This window comes from Nonomuraea sp. NPDC049607 (assembly GCF_040675375.1).
Lineage (GTDB): Bacteria > Actinomycetota > Actinomycetes > Streptosporangiales > Streptosporangiaceae > Nonomuraea.
Genome location: NZ_JBFAOV010000051.1, coordinates 20079 through 41545 on the forward strand (window position 1 = coordinate 20079; position 21467 = coordinate 41545).

13 protein-coding genes are annotated in these 21467 nt (G+C 72.6%); 5 read left to right on the plus strand and 8 right to left on the minus strand.

Features of this window, described 5'->3' with window-relative positions:
• The first annotated feature begins 92 nt into the window (after positions 1 to 92).
• On the plus strand, positions 93 to 1490 hold the full coding sequence (locus AB0J97_RS47290) for an MBL fold metallo-hydrolase (protein WP_364102698.1): 1398 nt from the start codon (positions 93 to 95) through the stop codon (positions 1488 to 1490).
• Positions 1491 to 1522: 32 nt separating this feature from the next.
• On the opposite strand, the gene AB0J97_RS47295 is transcribed toward AB0J97_RS47290, so the two are convergent.
• Entirely contained in the window at positions 1523 to 2158 is a 636-nt protein-coding gene (locus tag AB0J97_RS47295; RefSeq protein WP_364102701.1) for a transcriptional regulator, read from the minus strand.
• Positions 2155 to 2550 carry a DNA-binding protein gene (locus AB0J97_RS47300; RefSeq protein WP_364102704.1) on the minus strand — a complete coding sequence of 132 codons (396 nt, stop codon included), beginning with the start codon at positions 2548 to 2550 and terminating at the stop codon, positions 2155 to 2157. The genes AB0J97_RS47295 and AB0J97_RS47300 overlap by 4 nt, the downstream gene beginning before the upstream one ends.
• A 59-nt stretch (positions 2551 to 2609) precedes the next feature.
• Here AB0J97_RS47300 and AB0J97_RS47305 point away from each other — a divergent pair, with 59 nt between their 5' ends.
• Both AB0J97_RS47305 and AB0J97_RS47310 read left to right on the plus strand, forming a co-directional pair.
• A complete protein-coding gene (locus AB0J97_RS47305) occupies positions 2610 to 3839 on the plus strand; it encodes a PEP/pyruvate-binding domain-containing protein (RefSeq protein ID WP_364102707.1) in 1230 nt (409 codons plus the stop codon).
• 57 nt (positions 3840 to 3896) lie between these two features.
• Positions 3897 to 4499 (plus strand): histidine phosphatase family protein, encoded by a 603-nt coding sequence (locus tag AB0J97_RS47310; protein ID WP_364102710.1) that lies wholly within the window; start codon positions 3897 to 3899, stop codon positions 4497 to 4499.
• A gap of 98 nt (positions 4500 to 4597) precedes the next feature.
• Here AB0J97_RS47310 and AB0J97_RS47315 read toward each other — a convergent pair whose 3' ends face one another.
• Genes AB0J97_RS47315 through AB0J97_RS47335 form a run of 5 tightly spaced genes read right to left on the minus strand, consistent with a single transcriptional unit; the run spans position 4598 to position 14077 of the window.
• Entirely contained in the window at positions 4598 to 7693 is a 3096-nt protein-coding gene (locus AB0J97_RS47315; RefSeq protein WP_364102713.1) for a DUF5722 domain-containing protein, read from the minus strand.
• A gap of 11 nt (positions 7694 to 7704) precedes the next feature.
• A complete protein-coding gene (locus AB0J97_RS47320; RefSeq protein ID WP_364102716.1) occupies positions 7705 to 9147 on the minus strand; it encodes an extracellular solute-binding protein in 1443 nt (480 codons plus the stop codon).
• A 49-nt stretch (positions 9148 to 9196) separates the two neighbouring features.
• Positions 9197 to 10021 (minus strand): carbohydrate ABC transporter permease, encoded by an 825-nt coding sequence (locus tag AB0J97_RS47325; RefSeq protein ID WP_364102719.1) that lies wholly within the window; start codon positions 10019 to 10021, stop codon positions 9197 to 9199.
• The gene (locus AB0J97_RS47330) at positions 10018 to 10908 is read right to left on the minus strand and encodes a sugar ABC transporter permease (RefSeq protein WP_357708470.1); all 891 of its coding nucleotides are present in this window, start codon (positions 10906 to 10908) and stop codon (positions 10018 to 10020) included. Before AB0J97_RS47330 ends, AB0J97_RS47325 begins: the two co-directional genes overlap by 4 nt.
• 22 nt (positions 10909 to 10930) lie before the next feature.
• Positions 10931 to 14077: a glycoside hydrolase family 78 protein gene (locus AB0J97_RS47335; protein WP_364102722.1), complete on the minus strand. Its 3147-nt coding sequence runs from the start codon at positions 14075 to 14077 to the stop codon at positions 10931 to 10933.
• A 171-nt stretch (positions 14078 to 14248) separates the two neighbouring features.
• On the opposite strand from AB0J97_RS47335, the gene AB0J97_RS47340 reads away from it, so the two are divergent.
• A complete protein-coding gene (locus AB0J97_RS47340; RefSeq protein WP_357708474.1) occupies positions 14249 to 15286 on the plus strand; it encodes a LacI family DNA-binding transcriptional regulator in 1038 nt (345 codons plus the stop codon).
• A 90-nt stretch (positions 15287 to 15376) separates the two neighbouring features.
• Positions 15377 to 16933 (plus strand): DUF5722 domain-containing protein, encoded by a 1557-nt coding sequence (locus AB0J97_RS47345; RefSeq protein WP_357708477.1) that lies wholly within the window; start codon positions 15377 to 15379, stop codon positions 16931 to 16933.
• Positions 16934 to 16997: 64 nt separating this feature from the next.
• On the opposite strand, the gene AB0J97_RS47350 is transcribed toward AB0J97_RS47345, so the two are convergent.
• Positions 16998 to 21455, minus strand: a complete 4458-nt coding sequence (locus AB0J97_RS47350; RefSeq protein ID WP_364102726.1) for a ThuA domain-containing protein — start codon at positions 21453 to 21455, stop codon at positions 16998 to 17000.
• Between the last annotated feature and the right edge of the window lie 12 nt (positions 21456 to 21467).

Below are 21467 nucleotides of genomic sequence, written 5' to 3' on the forward strand. Positions count from 1 at the left end.
GTTTTTGCCTGACGTATACCCCCTAGGGTATCGCCGGTTAGAAACGTCCCCGACCGGGAACCGACCGTGACGACACGAAGGCGGCGAAGACGATGAGCACGATCCACATCGAGGTGGTGGCGACCTCCTCCCTGGGCGACCGCAGCTACCTGGCCCACGACGGAGACGTCGCCCTGGTCGTGGACCCGCAGCGCGACATCGACCGGATCCTCGCCCTGGCCGGACGTCTCGGCGTGCGCATCACCCACGTGGCCGAGACCCACCTGCACAACGACTACGTCTCGGGCGGTCTGGCCCTGGCCAGGGTGACCGGCGCCGCCTATCTGGTGGCCGCCGACGAGAGCGTGCGGTTCGACCGCCGGCCGATCTCCGACGGCGAGGAGGTCACGCTGTCCGGCGCGATGACCGTCCGGGCGGTGGCCACCCCCGGTCACACCTTCCACCACCTGTCGTACATCCTGACCGGCCCGGACGGCCCCGAGGGCGTCTTCACCGGCGGCTCGCTGCTCTTCGGCACCACCGGGCGCACCGACCTGCTCGGCGCCGAGCACGCCCACACCCTGGCCCACAGCCAGCACACCTCCGCGCGCCGCCTGGCCGACCTGCTGCCCGACGGCGCCCAGGTGTGGCCCACCCACGGCTTCGGCAGCTTCTGCTCGGCGACGCAGGCCGACGCCCCGGCCTCCACGATCGGCCGCGAGAGGCAGGCCAACCCGGCGCTGCGCCTGGAGGCCGACGACTTCGTCGCCCAGACCCTCGCCGGTCTCGACGCCTACCCCGCGTACTACGCCCACATGGGCCCGCGCAACTCCGAGGGCGGCGATCCGATCGACCTCACGCCCGTCCGGGCCGCCGACCCCGAGGAGCTCAGGAAGCGCATCGAGGCCGGCGAATGGGTGGTCGACCTGCGCTCCCGCAAGGCGTTCGCCAGCCGCCACCTGACCGGCACCCTCAGCTTCGGCCTGGACGGCCCCATGTCCACCTGGCTCGCCTGGATGGCTCCCTGGGGCGCGCCGATCACCCTCCTGGGCGAGGACGCCGGGCAGGTCGCCGCCGCCCAGCGCGAGCTGGCCCGCATCGGCGTCGACCGCCCGGCCGCCGCCGCGACCGGCGACCCGGATCAGTGGGCCGGCGGCCACGACGACCGGCTGGGCGAGCTGGCGGTGGCCACGTTCGCCGATCTGGCCGCCGTCCGGGCCGGGCGCGCCCCCGCGCACCTGCCCGCCCCGGACGTCGTGCTGGACGTGCGCATGACCAACGAATGGCGGGCCGGCCACGTCGAGGGCGCCACCCACATCCCCCTGCCCGACCTGCCGCACCGCCTCGCCGACGTGCCCGCCGGCACGGTGTGGACGCACTGCGGCTCCGGCTACCGGGCCGCCGCCGCGACCAGCCTGCTCGCCCGCGCCGGACACCGCGTCGTGCACATCGACGACGCCTACGCGGCGGCCGCCGAAGCGGGCCTGACCATCACCGAGGCCGACGACTGACCCTGACGGCACCGGCACGTCCGGCGCGGCGGTCAGGAGTGGGCGTGGCGGTCGATGCCGAGGGTGGCGATCAGGTCCTCGTGCAGCTCGAACCAGACGCGGTGGCAGGAGTCGACGTCGGTGCGGTCGACCCAGGCGCCCTCCCCGTTGCGGGCCCGGGCCAGGGCGGCGGCGAAGCGGGTGTCGTACCCGCCGAACCGGGTCAGGACGCCGGTGAGCCGTTCGGCGAGCGGCTGGAGCGCGCGGCCGACGACGGAGAGCTCGTGCAGGATCCGGGCGTCCCAGGCGGGGTCGGAGTGGTCGTTGGCGGCGAGCCGGTCGCGGCCGTCCGGGCGCAGCTGCCAGTCGGTGCACGCCTTCAGCAGGAGGGCGTTCAGCGGGAGGAACTCGCGGTAGACGCCGTGGACCTCCTCGGCGCCGCCGACGAGTTCGAGCTCGGCGGCGAGCCGCCGCTCGTCCTCGGCCCGGCCGGACTCGGTCAGCGACCAGCCGCCGGTACCGGCGAACGCGGTGTGGCTCACCCAGCCGCGCGCCTCGGCGTCGCGCAGCTCCTCTTCGGTCTCGGCCACGCCGAGCGCGTACCGCCGGGCGAGCACGGGGGTGTCGGCGAAGCCGGTGACGCGTACGGCGTGCAACACCAGCAGGTCGGGCGCGGAGTTCCTGGTCATGCGCCGGCCTCCTGACGGGCGGTCAGGCGGGTGTAGTGCTGCTGGCACGCCTGCGGCGAGTTGAACCCCATCGCCTCGGCCATCTGCGCCCAGGTCAGCCCGGCGCTGCGGGCGGTGAACAGCAGGGCGGACTCGATCGCCTCGACCTCGGCGCGCGCGGCGGGCAGCAGGGCGAGCGCGCTCAGGGCGTCCTGCTGGTCCAGGTCGGCGTTGCGCCAGACGGCGAACCGGGCCAGGTCGACCGCCGACGGCGGGACGGGCGGCGGTTGCCAGGGACGGGGTTCGAGCCGGTCGGCGCCCAGGTCCAGGAGACGCCGGCGCGCCTCCCTCTCCCTCTGGGCCTGGAGATGGTCGGCCCGCGTGGTGTGAGCCTGGTCGTGGTTGCGTTCCATGCGGGACATGATTCACAATCGGCGGGACATCGTCAACATTTTGTTGAAAGGCGGGGCGGATGATCGTACCCCTCAAGGAGGCCGTGGCCGACACCTGCGGGGGCAAGGGCGGCGCGCTCGGCGCGCTGATCCGGGCCGGGCTGCCGGTTCCCGGCGGCTTCGTGCTCCCGTTCGCCGCCTACCTCGCCGCGGTCGGCGACCTGGACCTCGCGCGGCACGCCGCCGGACCGGACGGGCTCGCCGCGGCGCGGCAGGCGATCGAGGGGCGGCCGGTCCCCGCCGGGGTGGTGGCGGCGCTGGCGGACGGGTTGCGCGCGCTCGGCGGGCTCGGCGACCCGCCGGTGGCCGTGCGGTCGTCGGCGGCCGACGAGGACACCGGCCTGACCTCCGCGGCCGGCATCTACGAGAGCTTCCTCGCCGTACGGGGGGTCGCCGGGGTCACCGAGGCCGTGCGCGCCTGCTGGGCCTCGCTGTTCTCGCCCCGCGCCGCCGTCGGCGACCGGTCGGGCGGCGACCCGATGATGGCCGTCGTCGTCCAGCGGCACCTGGACGCCGCGGTGTCCGGGGTCATGTTCACCCCCGGCGGGCCGGACGAGCCCACCAGGATCGAGGCCTCCTGGGGGCTCGGGCCCAGCGTCGTGGGCGGCACGGTCACCCCCGACTCCTACCGCGTCGCCGGGGACGGATCGGTCGAACGCGCCGTCGCCGACAAACGCACCCGGCTCGACCGGGAGGGCGCGCGGCTCGTCGTCCGTGACGTGCCGGCCGGCGTCCGGGGGCGGGCGGCGATCGACGACGCGACCGCCGTCCGGCTCGCCGGGCTGGGCGCGGAGATCGCCGCCCTGCGCGGCGGGCCGCAGGACGTCGAGTGGGCCGTCGCCGACGGCCGCGTCTGGATCCTCCAGGCCCGCCCGGTCACCGCCGCTCCCCCGCTCGCCGACCCGCTCACCCGCGCCGCGGACGGACCGGCCGGGGCGCTCGTCGGGACGCCGGGCAGCCGTGGCGCCGTGACCGGCATCGCGCGGATCGTGCGCGGGCCGGCCGACTTCGCCCGCGTGCTGCCGGGCGACGTGCTCGTCTGCCCCTTCACCGACCCCGCCTGGACGCCGCTGCTGCGCATGGCCGCCGGCGTCGTCACCGAGACCGGCGGCGTGCTCTCCCACGCCGCGATCGTGGCCCGGGAGCACGCCATCCCGGCCGTCCTGGGCGTCCCGGACGCGACCGGCAGGCTCCTGGACGGCACGCTCGTCACCGTCGACGGCACCGCCGGCACCGTCACCGCCGCCTGACCGAACACCTGAGAGGAGAGGGGAGCCGGCCCCGCGGGGCGCGCTTCCCGGACATCGATGACGACGCGACACCTCTACCTGGCCCGCCACGGCGCGGCCGACGCGTTCGGGCAGCTCACCGACGCGGGACGGCGGCAGTCGGCCCTGCTGGGCGACCGGCTGGCGGGCATGCCGATCGACGCCGTGTGGCACTCACCGCTGGCGCGCGCCGCCGAGAGCACGCGCGAGCTGGCCCGGCGCCTTCCGGACGTCCCCGTGGCCGAGGCCGCCGAGCTCGTCAACCACGTGCCGTACGTCCCCGCGCCCGCCGAGACGCCCGCTTCCTGGGCCGGGTACTTCGACGGCTTCGACCGGGCGGAGGCGGCCTCGGGGCGGGCGCTCGCCGACGCCCTGGTCGCCCGCTTCGCCCACGCCCCCGACGGGCCCGCCTCCGACGTGCACGAGGTGCTGGTGACGCACGCCGGTCAGATCGCATGGCTGGTACGGCACGCGCTGGACGCGCCGTTGCCCCGCTGGCTCGGCCTGAACAGCGCCAACACCGGGCTGACGATCATCGAGTACCGCACCGGGCTGCCGCCCACGATGGTGATGTACAACGACCTGAGCCACCTGCCGGCCGACCTCCGCTGGACCGGCTTCCCCCAGGACATGTGGCCTTGAACCCTCCGGTTCCGCCGGTCGGCCCGCCTCCGGACGCGAACCGGCCCGCCGCGGTGACGCGCGACGGGCCGGTCCGGTGGCCGGTGGGCCGATGGGCGTCAGGAGATGCTGCGGCCTTCCACGGCGTCCAGCACCAGCGGGCTGGAGCCGGGGTCGCCGCGGACGCCGAAACCGTAGCGGTAACCGGCCCTGACCTCCGGGTCCGACAGCGCCGGCAGGTGTTCCAGCGTGGCCGCGGTCACCAGCTCCCAGCCGGAGCCGGTGTCGGCGTACATGGCGGCCCGCTCGCCCACCAGCGACAGCGCGAAGCGGCCGCCGTCGGGGACGGTCACGCCCTGCTTGACGCCGAAGACCGCGAGCCCGCCCGGCACCTGCGGGCCGCGCACCTCGAAACCGGCGAACTTCTGGCTGTTGACGTAGAACGCCACCACGTCCGTCTTGCCGTCCTTGACCAGGCCCGTGTAGACGGTGTCCATGTCGGCGGAGTCGCCCTGGAACTTCCTGATCGTGATCGCCGTGGCGAACGCCGGGTTGCGCGGCGAGACGCCCGACGACATCAGCCCGAACCAGGACGCCGACGGGTGCCCGGCCGACAGCGCGCCGTCCGCGTACGTCACCTGCGGCAGCTCCTTGTCCTCCGGCAGCACCCGGTGCGCCTGGTAGTCGCCCGCCAGGTCGAAGCCGTCGGCCAGCTCCTGGTTGGCGAAGGCGTCGGGGGCCGGCGGCACGTACGCGGCCTGCGGCGGCAGCCGGAACGTCACCCGGTCCGTGTGCCCCAGGTAGGACGCGCACACGACCGGATACTCCTGGTTCGCGGGCGCGTACGCCGTCAGCGCGGTCTCGAACGTGCGGCTCTCGCCGGTGCGCAGGCCGGTCACCCGCAGGGCGGCCGGATCGACGCCCACGCCGTCGCAGGCCGACAGCGTGACCCGTCCGGCCATCGGCAGCACGTCCCGGTTGGTGACGGTGAAGGTGACCTTGGAGCCGATCCTGCCGCGTTCGGCGGTGGACGCGCTCACCTCGACGTTGCGCCGGGCGAGACCGGGCACCGCGGCCGCGGCGAGGCTCAGCCGGTCGATGTCGTACGAGCCCGCCCAGTCGGAGCCGACCGAGCCGCGTACCCACACCTTGACCCGGGAGATCGCGGCGCGCGGGGCCCAGCGGGACAGGTCCAGCGTGAGCCGGTTCCAGCCGAGCGCGGGGTCGATCGTGCCGACGCCCTCCGCCACCGCGCCGCCGCGCCCGTACGCGCGGACCCTGGCGGTGAAGACGTTGCCCGGCTTGAAGCCGTCGTCGGCCTCGGCCGGCACCCGGATCGACACCGACAGCGACGGCGTGCGCGAGGCGTCGAGCGGCTTGTCGAACAGCACGTCGGCACCCTTGTACGACTTGGCGTACCGCGACCAGCCGGGCAGGTCGCGGTCGAAGCGCACGCGCAGCGCGTGCCCGCCGTCCACGGCCGTCCGCTCGACGGCGGCGGCGTTGTCCGAGGGCCGCCAGCCGCCGGTGTCGGTCTCGAAGCCGGAGATCACCCGCTCGGCCACCGGCTTGGCGTCGAGCTGCGTGCCGGCCACGGCGGGCGGCTTCCTGACGGCCAGCTCGGCGGGGTCGAAGCCGGGGATGACGTCCTTCCAGTCGGAGATGCCGATGATCTTCTTGGCGAACTCGGTCACCTCCAGCGACCGGTCGGTGTCGATGCCGGCGAACACCTCGTGCAGCGGCTTGCGCTCGCCCGCGTTGGAGGGCGCGCTGTGCTCCTCGTCCCATGTCCACAGGCCGAGCCGGAGGCCGCCCTCCTGCTTGTGGTCGACGTGCCGGTGCAGGATGAAGGAGTCGATGCCGTCGGCGAAGGCGATCTTGTAGTAGGCGTAGGCGTAGGCCGCGGCCTGCAGCTCCAGTTCCTTGGCGGAGTAGTCCTGGGAGTTCAGGCCCTGTTCGGAGAGGATCACCCGCCGCCGTTGCCCGTTGTAGGTCAGCTGGTCCTGGGCGAGGTAGCGCGGCAGCAGCTCGATGTTCTTGAACGTGATCCGCAGGGTGTCGAAGCTGTCGGTGGCGGTCTTGTCGTTCCAGAACGCCGGGTTGAACAGGTTCTCCGGGTAGGGGTGGTAGGCGATGTTCCAGTCGAAGTCGCCCTGGCGCTTGGTGAGGGTGTTGAGCCCGTCCACCACGTCGCGGCCCTTGTAGGTGTACTTGGGGTCGTCGTTGGCGGCGCCCGTCCAGAAGTGCGTCAGCGAGGTGTAGACGCGGGCGGCGGCGTCGGCCTTGCGCACGGCCTGCCAGGTCAGCCGCATGGCGCGGGCGTACTGGTCGAGGAACACGTCGCGGTCCTGGCGGCCCATGTTGTACCAGAACTGCTGGGCGTCGATCTCGTTGCCGACGATCCAGCCCCACGCCCGGCCGTAGCGGCCGTCGGCCTGGCTGTAGCGCTGGGCGAAGAACTCCATCGCGGCGGTGAAGTGCGCCTCGCCCTCGGCCGTCTTGGTGTTGAACGCGTACACCGTGCCCTTGCCCAGCTCGGCGTCGGGGTGGATGAGCGTGCGGGCGGCGGAGTTGGGGGCGCCGCTGTTGTAGACCAGCACGATCATGTTGACCAGGACGCCGTTGTCCGACAGCGGCTTGACCTGGGCGTCGAGCCCGGCGACGGCGCCGCGGTCGAAATAGTACGTCTTGCCCTGCGAGACGAACTCGATGGTGTTGCCCGGGGCGCCCGGCCCGGCCATCATGACCGAGTCGAGGGCCAGGTTGATGCCGGCGTGCTGGACGCCGATCTCCTCGGCGTCGTCGGTCATCTGAACCTGCAACCCCTTTTTGCCCGACATTTCGGGATAAGGGGTTTGGGTGGCCGACGCGAAGCTCAGTTCGTCGGCGTAGTGCACCTCTCCCAGCGGGCCGTCCGCGCCCACCGCGAGGAACTTGTCGTAGAGCCGGTCCTGGTCCCCGTCCATCCGGGGCACCTCGACGCGGAACGGGCCCGCCTCGACGGTCGCGACCGGCCGCTCCCCCGTGGTCGAGTCCTGCCAGGTGTCCAGCGCGTACAGCTCGGCCGGGCCCGGGGCGACCCCGGTGACGGTGATCGTGCTCCCGCCGACCTCGACGCCGCTCACCCCACCGGCCGCCGCCGCGCGCGCGGGCAGGGCCTGCGCCGGGACGGCCAGCATCGGGACGGCCAGCGCCAGAGCCATCAACAATCGCATGTCATCTCCTCCTACTTGGCCCAGTCCTCGTCGCCCCAGGCGTTCTTCTTGATCCCGGCCTCGATGCCGCGCTTCCACCACTTGTCCAGGTCGGCCAGCTCCTCCTCCAGGGACCGCCGGCCGAGCAGGTAGCCGTCGAAGACGTCGCGGAAGGAGGTGCCCTCCGGGCCGCCCGGCAGCGCCACCACCCGGAACGGCTTGCCCCACTCGCCCTCCAGCAGCCCGGCGGTCTCGGCCGACGGCTGCACGCCCTCGACGGCGGGCAGGCCGCCGGTCGCGTCCAGCCAGGGCTTGATCGCCGGCGAGCTCATGTACTGCAGGAACTTGACCGCCGCCGCGTACTTCTCGCCCTTGACGGTCGAGGGGATCATGTAGCTGGTGCCGCCGATCGAGGCGCCGTAACGGGCCGGGGCCTCCGACGACAGCGGCGTGCTGTCCTTGGTGATCGTCGGGAACGGCATCGTGCCGAGCGCGAACTTGGCGTCCGTCTTCAGCGCCTCGACGGCGAAGTCGGTGCCCCACGACATGGCGGCCTTGCCCGAGACGAAGTCGCGGTAGCCCACGGTCGCACCGCCGTCGGCCACGCCCGTCCAGTTGGGGGTGCCGCAGTCGAAGAACTCCTTGTAGATCTTCAGGGACTCGGCGACCTCCGGCGTCTTGGTGGTGAGCGTGCCTTCCTTGATGGCCTTGCTCATCGACTTCTCGGTCACGGTCGGCGCCTTGCCCGGCTTGCCGGTGGCGTCGAAGAAGTTCCAGTCGTCGTGGTACTTGTCGATGAGCTGGGTGCTGACCGCCTCCCACGTCCAGCCGGTGGCCAGGCCGCCCTTGTCGAGGGCGACGGGGTCGAAGCCGGCCGCCTTGAGCTTGGCGCAGGCGCCCTTGAAGTCCGCCCAGGTGGCCGGGGGTTTGTCGAGGCCCGCCTTGGCGAAGGCGTCCTTGTTGTAGAACAGGCCGATGGCGACCAGGTTGAAGGGGATGTACTCCAGCTTGCCGCTCTCCTTGCTCAGCGCCTTGGAGACGGCGGGGCCGTAGTACTCCTTCCTGAACACGTCGATCCAGCGCTGGTTGCCCGGCACGTACGGGTTGGGCTTCTGCAGCTCGTCGTCGAGTGCGTGCACCTCGTGGGCCTTGTGCGGCGGCTGGTTGAAGACCAGTTCGGGCGCGGTGCCGGCGGCGAGCTGGGTGGTGATCGTCTGCATGAAGCCGTCGAGGGGCAGGACCTGCGTCTTGACCTCGATGCCGGGCTCGCGCTTCTCGAAGGAGTCGACCAGCGCCTCCCAGGCAGGTCCGAAGCTGCTGCCGCTGGCGTTCCACTGGTTGGGGCCGGCCAGGGTGATCGTCACCTTGCCGCCGCCGTCCTGGGCGGACGTGCCGCCGGTGCCGAGCAGGCCGCAGCCTGTCAGCGCGAGCAGCATGGCCGAGGCCGCCAGCCCGCTCTTGGGGGGTGTTCTCATCGGGGTAGGGGTCCTTTCCTTATTGATACGTTTCAATCGCGGCGGCGGCTCACTTGCCGGACACGATGCCGCCCTGGATGCCCGCCAGGAACCACTTGGACAGGAACGTGAACAGCACCACCAAGGGGAGACTGGCCAGGACGTAACCGGCGAACAGCGGGCCCCACTGCTGCACGTTCTGGTTGGCGAAGAAGGCCAGCCCCGCCGGGATCGTCCGGTAGGCATCGGTCTGCACGGTGAGCAGCGGCCAGAAGTAGTCGTTCCACACGCCCAGCACCGTCATCAGCGCCACCGTGCCGATCACCGGCCGGGCCAGCGGCAGCATGAAGCCCGCGAACAGCCGGACGCCGCCGGCCCCGTCCACCCGCGCCGCCTCGAAGATCTCCTCGGGGATCTGCGCCATGTACGTGCGCATGACGACGATCCCGAAGACCGTGTTCGCGGTGACGTGCGGGACGATCAGCACCAGCCGGCTGTCCAGGATGCCGAGGTCGCGCATCAGCACGAACAGCGGGATCAGGCTGGTGATCGAGGGCACCATGAGCAGCGCCGCGACCAGCCCGAACAGCGCGTTGCGCCCCGGGAAGCGGTAGCGGGCGAACACGAACGCCGCCGCCGGGGCCAGCAGCATCGTGCCGGCGATGGCCAGCGCCGCCACCACGAACGAGGTGAACAGGTACGGGCTGACCTGCTCCCAGGCCGCCGCGTAGTTGTCCAGGTGGACCGGCCAGGCCGGAGACCAGTAGCTGGCGAAGAACTGCTCGTTGTCCTTGAGCGACGCGGCGAGCATGAACAGGTACGGGAACAGCCCGGTGAAGGCCAGCACCGCCAGCACGCCGCCGGCCACGAGATCGGTCCTGCGGGTCCGGTTCACGACGCCGACCTCCTGCCGAGCGCCAGCGCGACCAGGCTCACCCCGAGGGTCAGCGCGAACAGCACGGTGCCGAGCGCGGCCGCGTACCCCCAGCTGGTGTCCACGAAGGCGGCGTCCAGCATGCGCAGCACCGGCACCTGCGTGGCGTTGTCGGGGCCGCCCTTGGTCATGATGTGGGCCTGCATGCCGTACTGGAGCACCGAGATCACCGCCAGCACGAACAGCAGCTTGACGTCGCGGAACATCATCGGCAGGTCGATGCTCCAGAAGCGGCGCAGCCGCCCGGCGCCGTCCACCTCGGCGGCCTGGTAGATCTCGGCCGGCACGTTCTGCAACGCCGACAGGAAGACCAGGAACGGCAGGCTCGCCACCCACGGGAAGCCGATCGTCATCAGCGCGGCCAGCGCCGTGGCGGGGTCGCCGATCCAGTTGCCCGCCAGCCCGTCCAGGCCGAGCGCGCGCAGCAGGCTGTTGACGACGCCGTCGCGCGGGTCGTACATGAACTGCCACAGCAGCACGTTGACCACGGCCGGGAAGGCCAGCGGCAGGATGAGCAGGGTGCGGAAGACGAACCTCAGCCGCTCGCTGGACAGCGACATCACCAGCTCGGCGGCCAGCAGCGGGAAGACCCACATGAGCGTGACGGCCCAGACGAAGATGATCCCGGCGTTGCGGAAGGAGGCCCACCACAGGTCGTCGCCGAGCATCGTGAGGTAGTTCTCCAGGCCGACGAACGGCGACTGGAAGCCCGGCCGCCACTCGTAGAGCGAGTGCAGCATGCCGTTGAGCGCGGGGTAGTAGGCGAACGCCGCGAGCAGGGCGAAGGTGGGAAGGAGGACGAGGTAGACGCCCCACGGGATCCGGCGGCGCGCTTTTGTGCTGGTCACGATCGTCAATGCCTCTCAGCCGTCACAGGGTGCGGAACGCGTACGAGCCCGAGCCGACCCGGTAGACCGCGGCCCCGTCGTCGAGGCGGTCGAAGGTTACGCCCTCCGCCTCGCCCGCCGGCCGGCCGCCCTCGGTCACCCGCTCCGGCGGCGCGGGCACGTGCACCTCGGCGCGGGTGTTGGGCGGCACGACGACGTCCAGGGCGAAGCCGTCGTCGGCGAGCCGCCAGGAGATCTCCACCTGGCCGTGCCGGGTGCGGTGGGCGGTCCGCGCCCAGCCGATCCCGCCGCCGGGGCGGGGGCGCACGACGATGTCGGCGTAGCCGGGCGAGCCGGGGGCCAGCCCGCCGACCGTCCGGTACATCCAGTCGCCGACGGCGCCGTAGGCGTAGTGGTTGAAGGAGTTCATGCCGGGGTCGTGCAGCCCGCGGTGGTGGCTCCAGGAGTCCCAGCGCTCCCACATGGTCGTCGCGTCGCCGTGCACGACCGGGTAGAGCCAGGACGGGAAGGTGTCCTGGGTCAGCAGCCGGTAGGCCACGTCCAGCCGTCCGGTCGAGGTGAGCGCGTCCAGCAGGTACGGCGTGCCGAGGAACCCGGTCGACAGGTGGCCGCCGCGCGCCTCGACGTCCCCGGCCAGCCGGGCCGCGGCCCTGGGCAGCTCGTGCTCCTCCAGCAGCCCGGCCGTCACGGCCAGCACGTACGCGGTCTGCGTGCCGCTCGCCACCACGCCGGGACCCTCGACGAAGGCCGCGCGGAAGGCCCGGCGCACGCGTTCGTACAGCTCCAGGCAGGTGCGTTCGTCGGCGTCGCGACCGAGCGCGGCGGCGAGCCCGGCGAGCTGCCGGGCCGACAGCGCGAAGATCGCCGTGCCGACGAGCCGCTTGGGGGTCTCGGCGCCGATCGACAGCCAGTCGCCGAACCCCTCATCGGGGAAGATGCCGCCGTCGGAGCGCTGGTCCAGGTAGGCCAGCCAGCGCAGCATCGGCTCGAAGCAGGCCGCGACCACGCCGGCGTCGCCGCGCAGCCGGTGCAGCGCCCACGGCAGCATGATCAGCGCGTCGCCCCAGCCGGGCGAGCCGGCCTCCTTGGGGTTGGGCGACAGGCCGCGGCCCGACAGCACGTCGGGCACCACGTGGGTGACCGCGCCGTCGTCGCCCTGGGCGTCGACCACGTCGGTCAGCCAGCTCCGCAGGAACGCGGCGGCGTCGTAGTTGAACAGCGCGGTCGGGGCGAAGGCCCAGATGTCGCCGGTCCAGCCGAGCCGCTCGTCCCGCTGCGGGCAGTCGGTGGGGACGGCCAGGAAGTTGCCGCGCTGCCCCCACACGATGTTGCGCTGCAACCGGTCGAGCCGCTCGTCGGAGCAGGTGAACTCGCCGGCCGGCTCCATCGCGGCGTGGGCCACCCTGGCCGTGATCGACTCCGGGGCGGCGTGCAGGCCCGACACCTCGGCGTACCGGAAGCCGTGGAAGGTGAACCTGGGCTCGAACGTCTCGGCCTGCTCGCCGCGCGGCAGGAACTCGTCCGTGGCGCGGGCCGAGCGCAGGTTGGCCAGGTGCAGGCCGCCCTCGTGGTCGAGGACCTCGGCGTGCCGCAGCACCACCGGGCGGTCGCGGCCGGCGCGGCCGGTGAGCCGGACCCAGCCGACCAGGTTCTGGCCGAAGTCGGCGATCCACACACCGGGCCGGGACTCCCACACCGCCACCGGCTCCACCTCCTCGTGCACCCGGATCGGCGGCGCGACGGAGGCTGTCACCCGGCCCGCCGGGGGGCTCACCGGCACCGCGGGCGCCCATCCCGAGTCGTCGAACCCGGCGGCCGTCCAGCCGAGCGGCTCGGCGGCCAGGTCCTGGCGTTCGCCGTTCTGCAGGTCGGCGTAGCGGATCGCGCCGGAGCCCGCGCGCCAGTCGGCGTCGGTGCGCAGCCGGGTGCGGGAGCCGTCCTCGTGCAGGATCTCCAGCTCGGCGCGGAAGGCCAGGCGGCGGCCGTACTGGAAGGAGCCGAACCAGCTGATGTTGCCGGCGTACCAGCCGTCGGCGAGGACCGCGCCGATCGCGTTGCGCCCCTCCGACACCAGCGCCGTCACGTCATAGGTCTGGTACGCGACGCGGTGACGGTAGTCGGTCCAGCCGGGGGCCAGGTGGTCGGCGCCGACCCGTGCGCCGTTGAGGTGGATCTCGTAGACGCCGAGCGCGGTGGCGTACAGCCTGGCCCGGCGCACCGGCGACGGCACGCCGAACTCGCGCCGCAGGTACGGGCTCGGCCGGTCGCCGACCGGCTCACGGCCCAGCGGCGGGTCGCCGTGCAGCCCGACCTCCTCGGCCAGCCGCCAGTCCGCGTCGTCGTGGCCGGGCTGCTCGAAGCCCTCGACCGGCCCGTCCTCGGCCCGCCACCGGCCGCCGGAGGTGACGGTCACCGTGCCCTCGCCCGCCACGGGGACGAGCTGCGGCAGCGCGGGCCGTCCCTCGACCACGACCTCCAGCCGCACGCACAGCCCGGACCCGGCGGCCCTGATCGCGAGCACGTTCTCCCCCGAGGCCACCAGGTCGCCCGCGTCGGCCACGAACGCCCCCTCCCGGAGCTCCCCGGCGACCCGCACCCCGTTGACGTACGCCTCGACCCCGTCGCCGCCGCCGATCACCAGCCACGCCGACAGCGGCCTGGCCCCGCCCGGCACCGAGAACCGCGTCCGGAACGCGCCCACCGGCGACGCCGACGGGCCGAGCGGGCCGGCGACCCAGATGCGCGGCACGTTCTCCAGGGACGGCAACCGCTCGGAGCCGGGCACCACGGGGGTGCCGATCCAGCCCGCCATCCATCCGCCGGCCTCGCCGAGCCCGGTCTCGAACCAGTGCGCGGGGCTCCAACCGGACCACTGGCCGCTCTCGTCGGCCACCTTGACCCGCCACTGGTAGCGCGTCCGGGGCCGCAGCCCGGCGCCGCCGTAGGGGACGTCGAAGGTCGCCGCGGAGGCGACCACGCCGCTGTCCCAGACCAGCTCGGCCTCGTCACCGGCCGGATCGCACTCCCGGGCCACGACCAGCCGGTACGCGCTCTGCGAGCGTCCTCGCCCGGCACCGGTGATCCGCCAGGAGAACTCCGGCGCGCTCACGTCGAGGCCCAGCGGTTCGGCCAGTCCTTCGACACGCAGGTCGGTCACGGCGAAATGCATCAAGGGGGCTCCAAGCTAGTTGAAACATTTCAAGCAATGCGCACGGTAGGCACCCCGAGGTACTTCCGTCAATGCCTCTGTTCCAGATGTGCAGGCCAGGGTCGTTTGGCTGAAACATTTCAACCAGTAGACTGGCTCTCTCTGCCAGGTGACCAGAAGGGCTGCCCACCGGTGACCGACATCCACAAGCCGGCCGAGCGCCGGCGGCTCAGCATGGTCGACGTCGCGGCCCATGCCGGCGTGTCCGTGGGAACGGTCTCCAACGTGCTCAACCGGCCCGAACTGGTGGCCGAGCGCACGTTGCGCCGGGTGCGCGCCTCGATCAAGGCGCTCGGCTTCGTGCCCAGCGCGCCCGCCCGGCAGCTTCGCGGCGGCTCCGGCCGCTCGGTGGGCGTCCTGGTGCGCGACATCGGCAACCCGTTCTTCACCGAGGTGCTGCCGGGCATCGAGAACCGGCTGTCGCAGGAGCAGCTGCTGCTGGTGTTGTGCAGCTCCGGCGACTCGGCCGAGAAGGAGGCCCACTACCTGCAGATCCTGGAGCAGCACCGGGTGCCCGGCATCCTCATCACGCCCGCCGGGCCCGACATCTCCCATCTGGTGGAGCTGCGCAGGCGCGGGGTCGGCATGGTGCTGCTCGACCGGCCGGGCGCCGACGCCCAGCTCTGCGCGGTGGCGGTCGACAACGTCAGGGGCGGCGAGCTGGCCGGCGCCCACCTTCTGGGGCTCGGCCACCGGCGCATCGCCTTCCTCAACGGGCCGCACATCGTGCGCCAGTGCGCCGACCGGCGGGAGGGGCTGACCAGGGCGGTGCGGGCCGCCGGGCTCGACCCCGACGAGGTGATCACCGAGGTCACGCTGCCCGCGCTGACCCCGCGCGAGGGCGAGGCGGCGCTGGGGCGGCTGCCCGCGCGCAAGGGGCCGACGGCGCTGTTCTGCGTCAACGACACGGTGGCGCTGGGCGCGCTGCGCGGGCTGGAGCGGCGCGGTGTGCGCGTCCCGCACGACATGGCGGTGATGGGCTACGACGACGTCGAGTTCGCCGAGCTGCTGTCGCCGTCGCTGACCTCGGTCCGCCAGCCCAAGCACCAGCTCGGCCAGGCGGCCGCGGAACTGCTGCTCACCGACGCCCGGGGCGACGTCAACCACTGGCACCAGGAGATCGTCTTCCAGCCGGAGCTCATGGTCAGGGCCTCGACCGTCCCTCAGTGACGTTTCAATTCGGCCTACCGCAGGAAATCGGGTCTTGCCTGGCCGCCTTCTGGGCCTCATTGTTGAGACGTTTAAATCCCAGGAGGTCCCATGCGTTGGGTTGCCCGTCTCGCCGCCGTCCTGTTACTTCTCCTCCCAGCCGCGCCGGCCGTCGCCGCCGCGGCGGCCGCTCTGCCGTACCCGGTCAGGTCCGACTACCGCATCAAGGGCCTGCAACCGGACTTCTGGCCCGACAAGAACGAGATCGCCGGCAACAACGCCGGCGGCGTCGCCATGAACCTCATCTGGGCCGAGTGGGAGCCCAGCGTGAAGACGCCGCCGTGCGCGGCGGGCGCGCAGGAGTTCGACGGCCACTGCTTCACCGTCGGCTCCGCCGTCGACGCCGCCATCAAGGACTGGACCGCCCGCGGTCTCGTCGTCACCGCCGTCGTCTACGGCACCCCGGCCTGGGCCCGCGGAGCCCGTCCCTGCACGCCCGCCGCCGCCGGGTTCGAGAAGTTCTGCGTCCCCGACAACCCCGCCGACTACGGCCGCTTCGCCGGCATGCTGGCCCAGCGCTACGACGGGCAGCACGGCAACGGCCGCATCGCCGACTTCGTCGTCATGAACGAGGTCAACAGCAACACCTGGTTCGACATCGGCTGCGGCCAGGGCACGGCGTGCGGCACGACCGCCTGGCTGGACGCGATCGCCGCGAACTACAACGCCGCCTACGACGCGGTCATGGCCCAGCAGCCCACCGCGAAGGTGCTCACCTCGCTCGACCACCACTTCGGCACCGCCTACGACCAGCCGGCCGCCTCCGACGCGATGTTGTCGGGCATGACCGTGCTCAAGGGCCTGGCGGCGCGGGCCGGCAACCGGGCCTGGCGGGTGGCCTACCACCCCTACCCGCCGAACCTGCTGGCGCCGCAGTTCTCCGCCGACGACTTCCCGAAGGTCACCTACGGCAACATCGGCGTGCTGGTCGGGTGGCTGCGCCAGCAGTTCCCGAACACGCCGTCGGCCTGGCAGGTGCAGCTCACCGAGAGCGGCGTGAACTCGTTGTCGCCCTCGTCCGAGGCCGCGCAGGCGTCGCAGTTGTGCAACTCCTTCCGCAACGTCCTCGGCACGCCGGGCATCGAGAGCTACGTCTGGCACCGCATGAGCGACCACCCGGACGAGACGGCCGCCGGTCTCGGCGTGGGGCTGCGCCGTACCGACGGCTCGGCCAAGCCGGCCTGGTCGACGTGGGCGCTGGCCAACCGCAACGACCTGTCGCCCCCGCAGTTGTCGTGCGGCTTCGAGCTGCTGCCCCACACCCAGCTCCGGCGCGGCTACCAGGCGAGCAAGGGGCACGTGGCCAGCTCCCGGCTGCTGCCGCCCGGCTTCACCCAGGAACGCGTCTGGAAGCTGCTGCGCAACCAGGCGTCCGGCACCGTGCCCCTGTACGAGTGCAAGGTCGGCGCGCACACCTTGCTCACCCGCGACCCGGGCTGCGAGGGGCAGTTCCCGATGGGCCCGGTCGGCCACATCTACACCAGCCAGGTGCCCGGCTCGGTCGCGCTGCACCGGTGCCGCGCAGCCAGCGGCGACCACCTCGTCACGGACCAGGCCGGCTGCGAGGGCCTGATCCACGAGCAGGTCCTCGGCTACGCGCTGACCTGACCCCGGCCTGAACTGACCTGACCGGGCCGGTGGCCGTCCTCCATTGCGGCCACCGGCCCGGTGGCTATCCGGCGGCCCGTCCGGTCTTCTTCCCGGCCGGGCCGCGGACCAGGGTGAAGTCGTCGACGTCGAAGTTCGCGCCGGTGAACACCAGGTACAGCCGGGCGGCGCCGGAGGGGACGCCCGTCAGCGCCGTGGAGACGTCGGCGTAGGACTCCCAGCCGCCGGTGTTCGGGACGGTGACCGCGCCGAGCACCGGCCCGGTCGGCGAACCGGAACGGACCTCGAAGCCGCCCGACGGCCCCGGCGAGGCGACCCGGGCTTTGAACGCGGTGACCCCGGTGAGGTCCACGTCGTAGGCCGCCCAGTCGCCCGGGTTGACGTAGCCGAGCACGGTGCCGCCGTGCGCGGGGGTGTGCGGGTAGGTGGCCACGCCGGACGCCTGCGTCCAGGTCTCCGCCTGGACGACGGAGTCCCCGGTGGGCGGCCCGAGGTCCTTGACGCGGATGTTGCGGAAGGACACCTCGTCGCCGTCGCTGTGGTTCTGGAGGCCGATGTGCCCGTTCTTCAGCGAGCGGGCGGGGTCGGTGTTGGTGAAGTCGTTGATCTTCACGCCGTTGAGGAAGACCTGCAGGCGTTCGCCCTCGACCCGGATCTCGTAGGTGTTCCACTCCCCCGGCGGGTTCAGCGCGGCGTCGCAGGCGGCGGTGTCGGCGGCCTTGAAGCCGTAGACCGAGCCGGTGGTCTTCTCCGGGGCGTCGGTGGCGTCGATCTGGATCTCGTAGCCGTTGTTCACCGCCGAGGACGGGTCGGTCGAGGGCGGGAAGCCGACGAAGACGCCGGAGTTGTCGTCGCCGGCCAGCTTCCAGTCGAGCTTGAGCGAGTAGGAGGCGGTGTACTCCTTGGCCTTGTACCAGAACAGGCCCATGCCGCCCTGCGAGGTCAGCGTGCCGCCGGAGTTGGCGAACCCGCCCGGCCCGGCCTGCTCCCAGCCGGTGGTCGAGCCGTTGTAGAGGGTGGTGTAGCCGGTCTCGGGGCGGCAGTCGGCCTTGGCCTGGCCCGTGGCGTAGGCGAGGCCGCCGCGCAGGTGCTGCCGGAAGGCGGGCTCGGCGAAGGACTCCGCGGTGTGCCCGCCGCCGGTGTAGAAGGAGCGTCCCCCGTCGTACGGCTTGCACCAGGCGATCGGGTGGTCGGCGCCCATCGTGCCGCCCGAGTACGTCGACTCGTCCAGGGTCGCCAGGACGTGGGCGCCGGTCCTGGCGTTGGTCCGGTAGTCGTACCACTCGTCGGTGCGCGGCCAGGAGGCGTCCAGGTGGGCGGTGGCCGGGTGCGCCCGGTCCTCGACCTTGACCGTGGCCTTCTGCACCGCCGGGTGGGCGGCGAACCAGGCGCCGACGAGGCCGCCGTACCAGGGCCAGTCGTACTCGGTGTCGGCCGCCGCGTGGATGCCGGCGTAGCCGCCGCCCGCCTTGACGTACGCCTCGAACGCGGCCTGCTGCGTGGCGTCGAGCACGTCGCCGGTGGTGTTGAGGAAGACGACCGCCTTGTAGGCGGCCAGGTTCGCCGCGGTGAACGCCGCCGGGTCCTCGGTGGCGGTCACGGCGAACCCGAGGTCCCTGATCGCCTGGACGCCCGCCGCGATCGAGTCGTGCCGGAACCCGGCCGTCCGGGAGAAGACCAGGACGGCGGAGCCACCGGCGGCCGGGGTGGCCGTGGTGAACCTCTGCGGCGCGCCGCCGTTGCACGTCCGGATGACGAGCTGGGCCGGGTCGGTGGCGTCGAGGCACTTGCCGAGCGCCTTCAGCGCGCCGCCCTCGGCGGTCCACTTCTGCGCGCCGGTGCCGTTGCAGGTGTAGATCTGCACCTTGGTGCCGTCCGCGCTGTCGGCCCCGGCCACGTCCAGGCACTTGCCGAGCGCCTTGACGGTCTGGCCGTCGATGGCCCAGTTCTGGGCGTTCGTACCGTTGCAGGAGTAGAGCTGGACCTTGGTGCCGTCGGCGGTGGCGGCTCCGGCGACGTCCACGCATCTGCCGTCGGCGGCGTGGATCGGGCCGGTGGCGATCGCCTCCTTGGCCAGGGTGAAGTCGTCGAGGTCGAACAGCGCCCCGGCGCCGCCGGTGAAGACCAGGTAGAGCGTGGTGGTCGCGGCCGTCGCGCCGGTCAGCGGGGCCTGCACGTCGGTGAAGGTCTCCCAGCCGCCCGTCACCGGGACGGCGGCCTTGCCGAGCAGGGGCCCGGTCGGCGAGCCGGCGCGCACCTCGATGGAGCCGCCGACGCCGCCGGAGGAGACCCGGGCCCGGAACGTCCTGGCGTCGTCGAGCCGGTAGGGCCTGAAGGCGATCCAGTCGCCGTTGTGCACGTCGCCGACCGTCCTGCCGCCGTGGGCGGCCGCCTTGGAGATCTGCGAGACGCCGGACATCGTCGTGTAGTGCTCGGCCTGGCGGTGGCGCGGTTGCAGGACGTTCTGGGTGTGGGTGGTCAGGCCGCCCTTGTCGGTGTACTCGGCGTCGAAGACGGCGAAGATGTTGGCCGCGTCGTCGTGCTCGCCGTCGACCGGGATCGTCAGCTCGCCCGCGCAGCCGTTCTTGGAGGTGATCTGGTGGCCGTGGCTGTCGTGGCCGAGCACGTACGTCATCCGGACCTTGGCGCAGTCGACCGTGGTGTCCTCGGGGTCGGTCACCCCGATCGTGAAGGGCACGGTGTCGCCCCAGGTGAACAGCGTCCCGGCGGCGGGCGCGCCGATGGTCACGGTGGGGGCAGTGTTGCCGGCCGTGACGACCACGCCGGCCGTGCCGGAGTTGCCCTGGGGGTCGCGCACGGTGAGCGTGGCGGAGAACTGTCCCTCGGCGGTGTAGGTCTTGGTGGGGTTCGGGGCGGTGGAGGTGGTGCCGTCGCCGAAGTCCCAGGCGTAGGTGAGCGCGCCGCCCTCGGGGTCGGCGGAGCCGGCGCTGGAGAAGGCCACGGTGAGCGGAAGTTTCCCGGACGTCCTGTCGGCCGTGGCGACCGCGACCGGCGAGCGGTTCCTGTCCTTGATGTACTCGACGCGGTAGAGGGCGGAGTTGGCGTCGCCGCCGAAGTAGCCGGAGCCGTAGTCGAGGACGTAGAGGGCGCCGTCGGGGCCGAACGCCAGGTCCATGACCTGCGTGCCGGTCCAGGGGAAGGCGGCGATCTCGCCGCGGGTGCCGTCGGCGGCCAGGTCGATCGCCTTGATCCACTTGCGGCCGAACTCGCCGGCGAAGAAGTGCCCGTCGAGGTCCTGCGGGAACTTGACGGCGGAGTTCAGGGCGGCGTCGTAGCGGTAGACCGGGCCGCCCATCGGCGACTCCGAGCCGCTGCCGAACTCCGGCGGCGAGCCGGCGTCGCCGCCGTACCTGATCCAGGCGGGCTTGGCGGGCGGGAGCTTGGCCAGGCCGGTGTTGCGCGGCGAGTCGTTGGCCGGGCCGCCGGCGGCGCAGTCGTACTTCTGGCCGGAGGGCCCTGAGGGGAAGGCGTACTCGTTGTAGGTCTCGGCCAGGGTGTTGGTCCCGGTGCAGTACGGCCAGCCGTAGTTGCCGGGGCCGGTGACGCGGTCGAACTCGACCTGCCCGGCGGGCCCGCGGCCCGGGTCGCTGCTGCCGGCGTCGGGGCCGTAGTCGCCGACGTAGACGACGCCGGTGGCCTTGTCCACGGTCATCCTGAACGGGTTGCGGAAGCCCATGGCGTAGATCTCGGGCCTGGTCCTCGCGGTGCCCGGCGGGAAGAGGTTGCCCGAGGGGATCGTGTAGGTGCCGTCCGCCGGATCGACCTTGATGCGCAGGATCTTGCCGCGCAGGTCGTTGGTGTTGCCGGCGCTGCGCTGGGCGTCGTAGACGGGGTTGCGGTCGGGCCGCTCGTCGATGGGGGCGTAGCCGGAGGAGTCGAAGGGGTTGGAGTCGTCGCCGGTAGACAGGTAGAGGTTGCCCTGGGCGTCGAAGTCCATGTCGCCGCCGACGTGGCAGCACATGCCGCGGTCGGCGGCCACGTCGAGCACGGTCCGCTGCGAGGCCAGGTCGAGCGTCCAGTCGGGCTTGACGGTGAACCTGGCCAGGCGGTTGACGCCCTGCCAGGCCGACCAGTCGGTGCCGGTCGCGGGCGCGTCGCCGGACGGCGTGCTCAGTCGGGGGGCGTAGTAGAGGTAGATGGTCCGGTTGGTGGCGAAGCCGGGGTCCACGGCGACGCCCTGTAACCCCTCCTCGTCGTGGGTGTAGACGGACAGCGTGCCGACCACGCCGGTCTGTCCCCGCGCGTCGGTGCGGCGCAGCGTGCCGTCGCGCGCGGTGTGCAGCACCGACAGGTCGGGCAGCACCGCCATGGTCATCGGCTCGCCCATCTCGGCGACGCCCTTGGCCAGCTCGACGCGCTGGTAGTCGGCGGGGTCGATGGCGGCGTGGGCCTGGGCGGGCGGGGCGGCCACGGTGAGCACGACCGTGCCCGACATGGCCAGGATCAGGGCGCTGGTCCGCGCCGTCCATCGGGACAGGCGGGTGGATCCGCTGGGGGGCATCGCGGAGGTTCC

Coding starts and splice junctions, on each gene's coding strand:
- AB0J97_RS47290 (WP_364102698.1), top strand. CDS start 93: ATGAGCACGATCCACATCGAGGTGGTGGCGACCTCCTCCCTGGGCGAC.
- AB0J97_RS47295 (WP_364102701.1), bottom strand. CDS start 2,158: ATGACCAGGAACTCCGCGCCCGACCTGCTGGTGTTGCACGCCGTACGC.
- AB0J97_RS47300 (WP_364102704.1), bottom strand. CDS start 2,550: ATGGAACGCAACCACGACCAGGCTCACACCACGCGGGCCGACCATCTC.
- AB0J97_RS47305 (WP_364102707.1), top strand. CDS start 2,610: ATGATCGTACCCCTCAAGGAGGCCGTGGCCGACACCTGCGGGGGCAAG.
- AB0J97_RS47310 (WP_364102710.1), top strand. CDS start 3,897: ATGACGACGCGACACCTCTACCTGGCCCGCCACGGCGCGGCCGACGCG.
- AB0J97_RS47315 (WP_364102713.1), bottom strand. CDS start 7,693: ATGCGATTGTTGATGGCTCTGGCGCTGGCCGTCCCGATGCTGGCCGTC.
- AB0J97_RS47320 (WP_364102716.1), bottom strand. CDS start 9,147: ATGAGAACACCCCCCAAGAGCGGGCTGGCGGCCTCGGCCATGCTGCTC.
- AB0J97_RS47335 (WP_364102722.1), bottom strand. CDS start 14,077: ATGCATTTCGCCGTGACCGACCTGCGTGTCGAAGGACTGGCCGAACCG.
- AB0J97_RS47345 (WP_357708477.1), top strand. CDS start 15,377: ATGCGTTGGGTTGCCCGTCTCGCCGCCGTCCTGTTACTTCTCCTCCCA.
- AB0J97_RS47350 (WP_364102726.1), bottom strand. CDS start 21,455: ATGCCCCCCAGCGGATCCACCCGCCTGTCCCGATGGACGGCGCGGACC.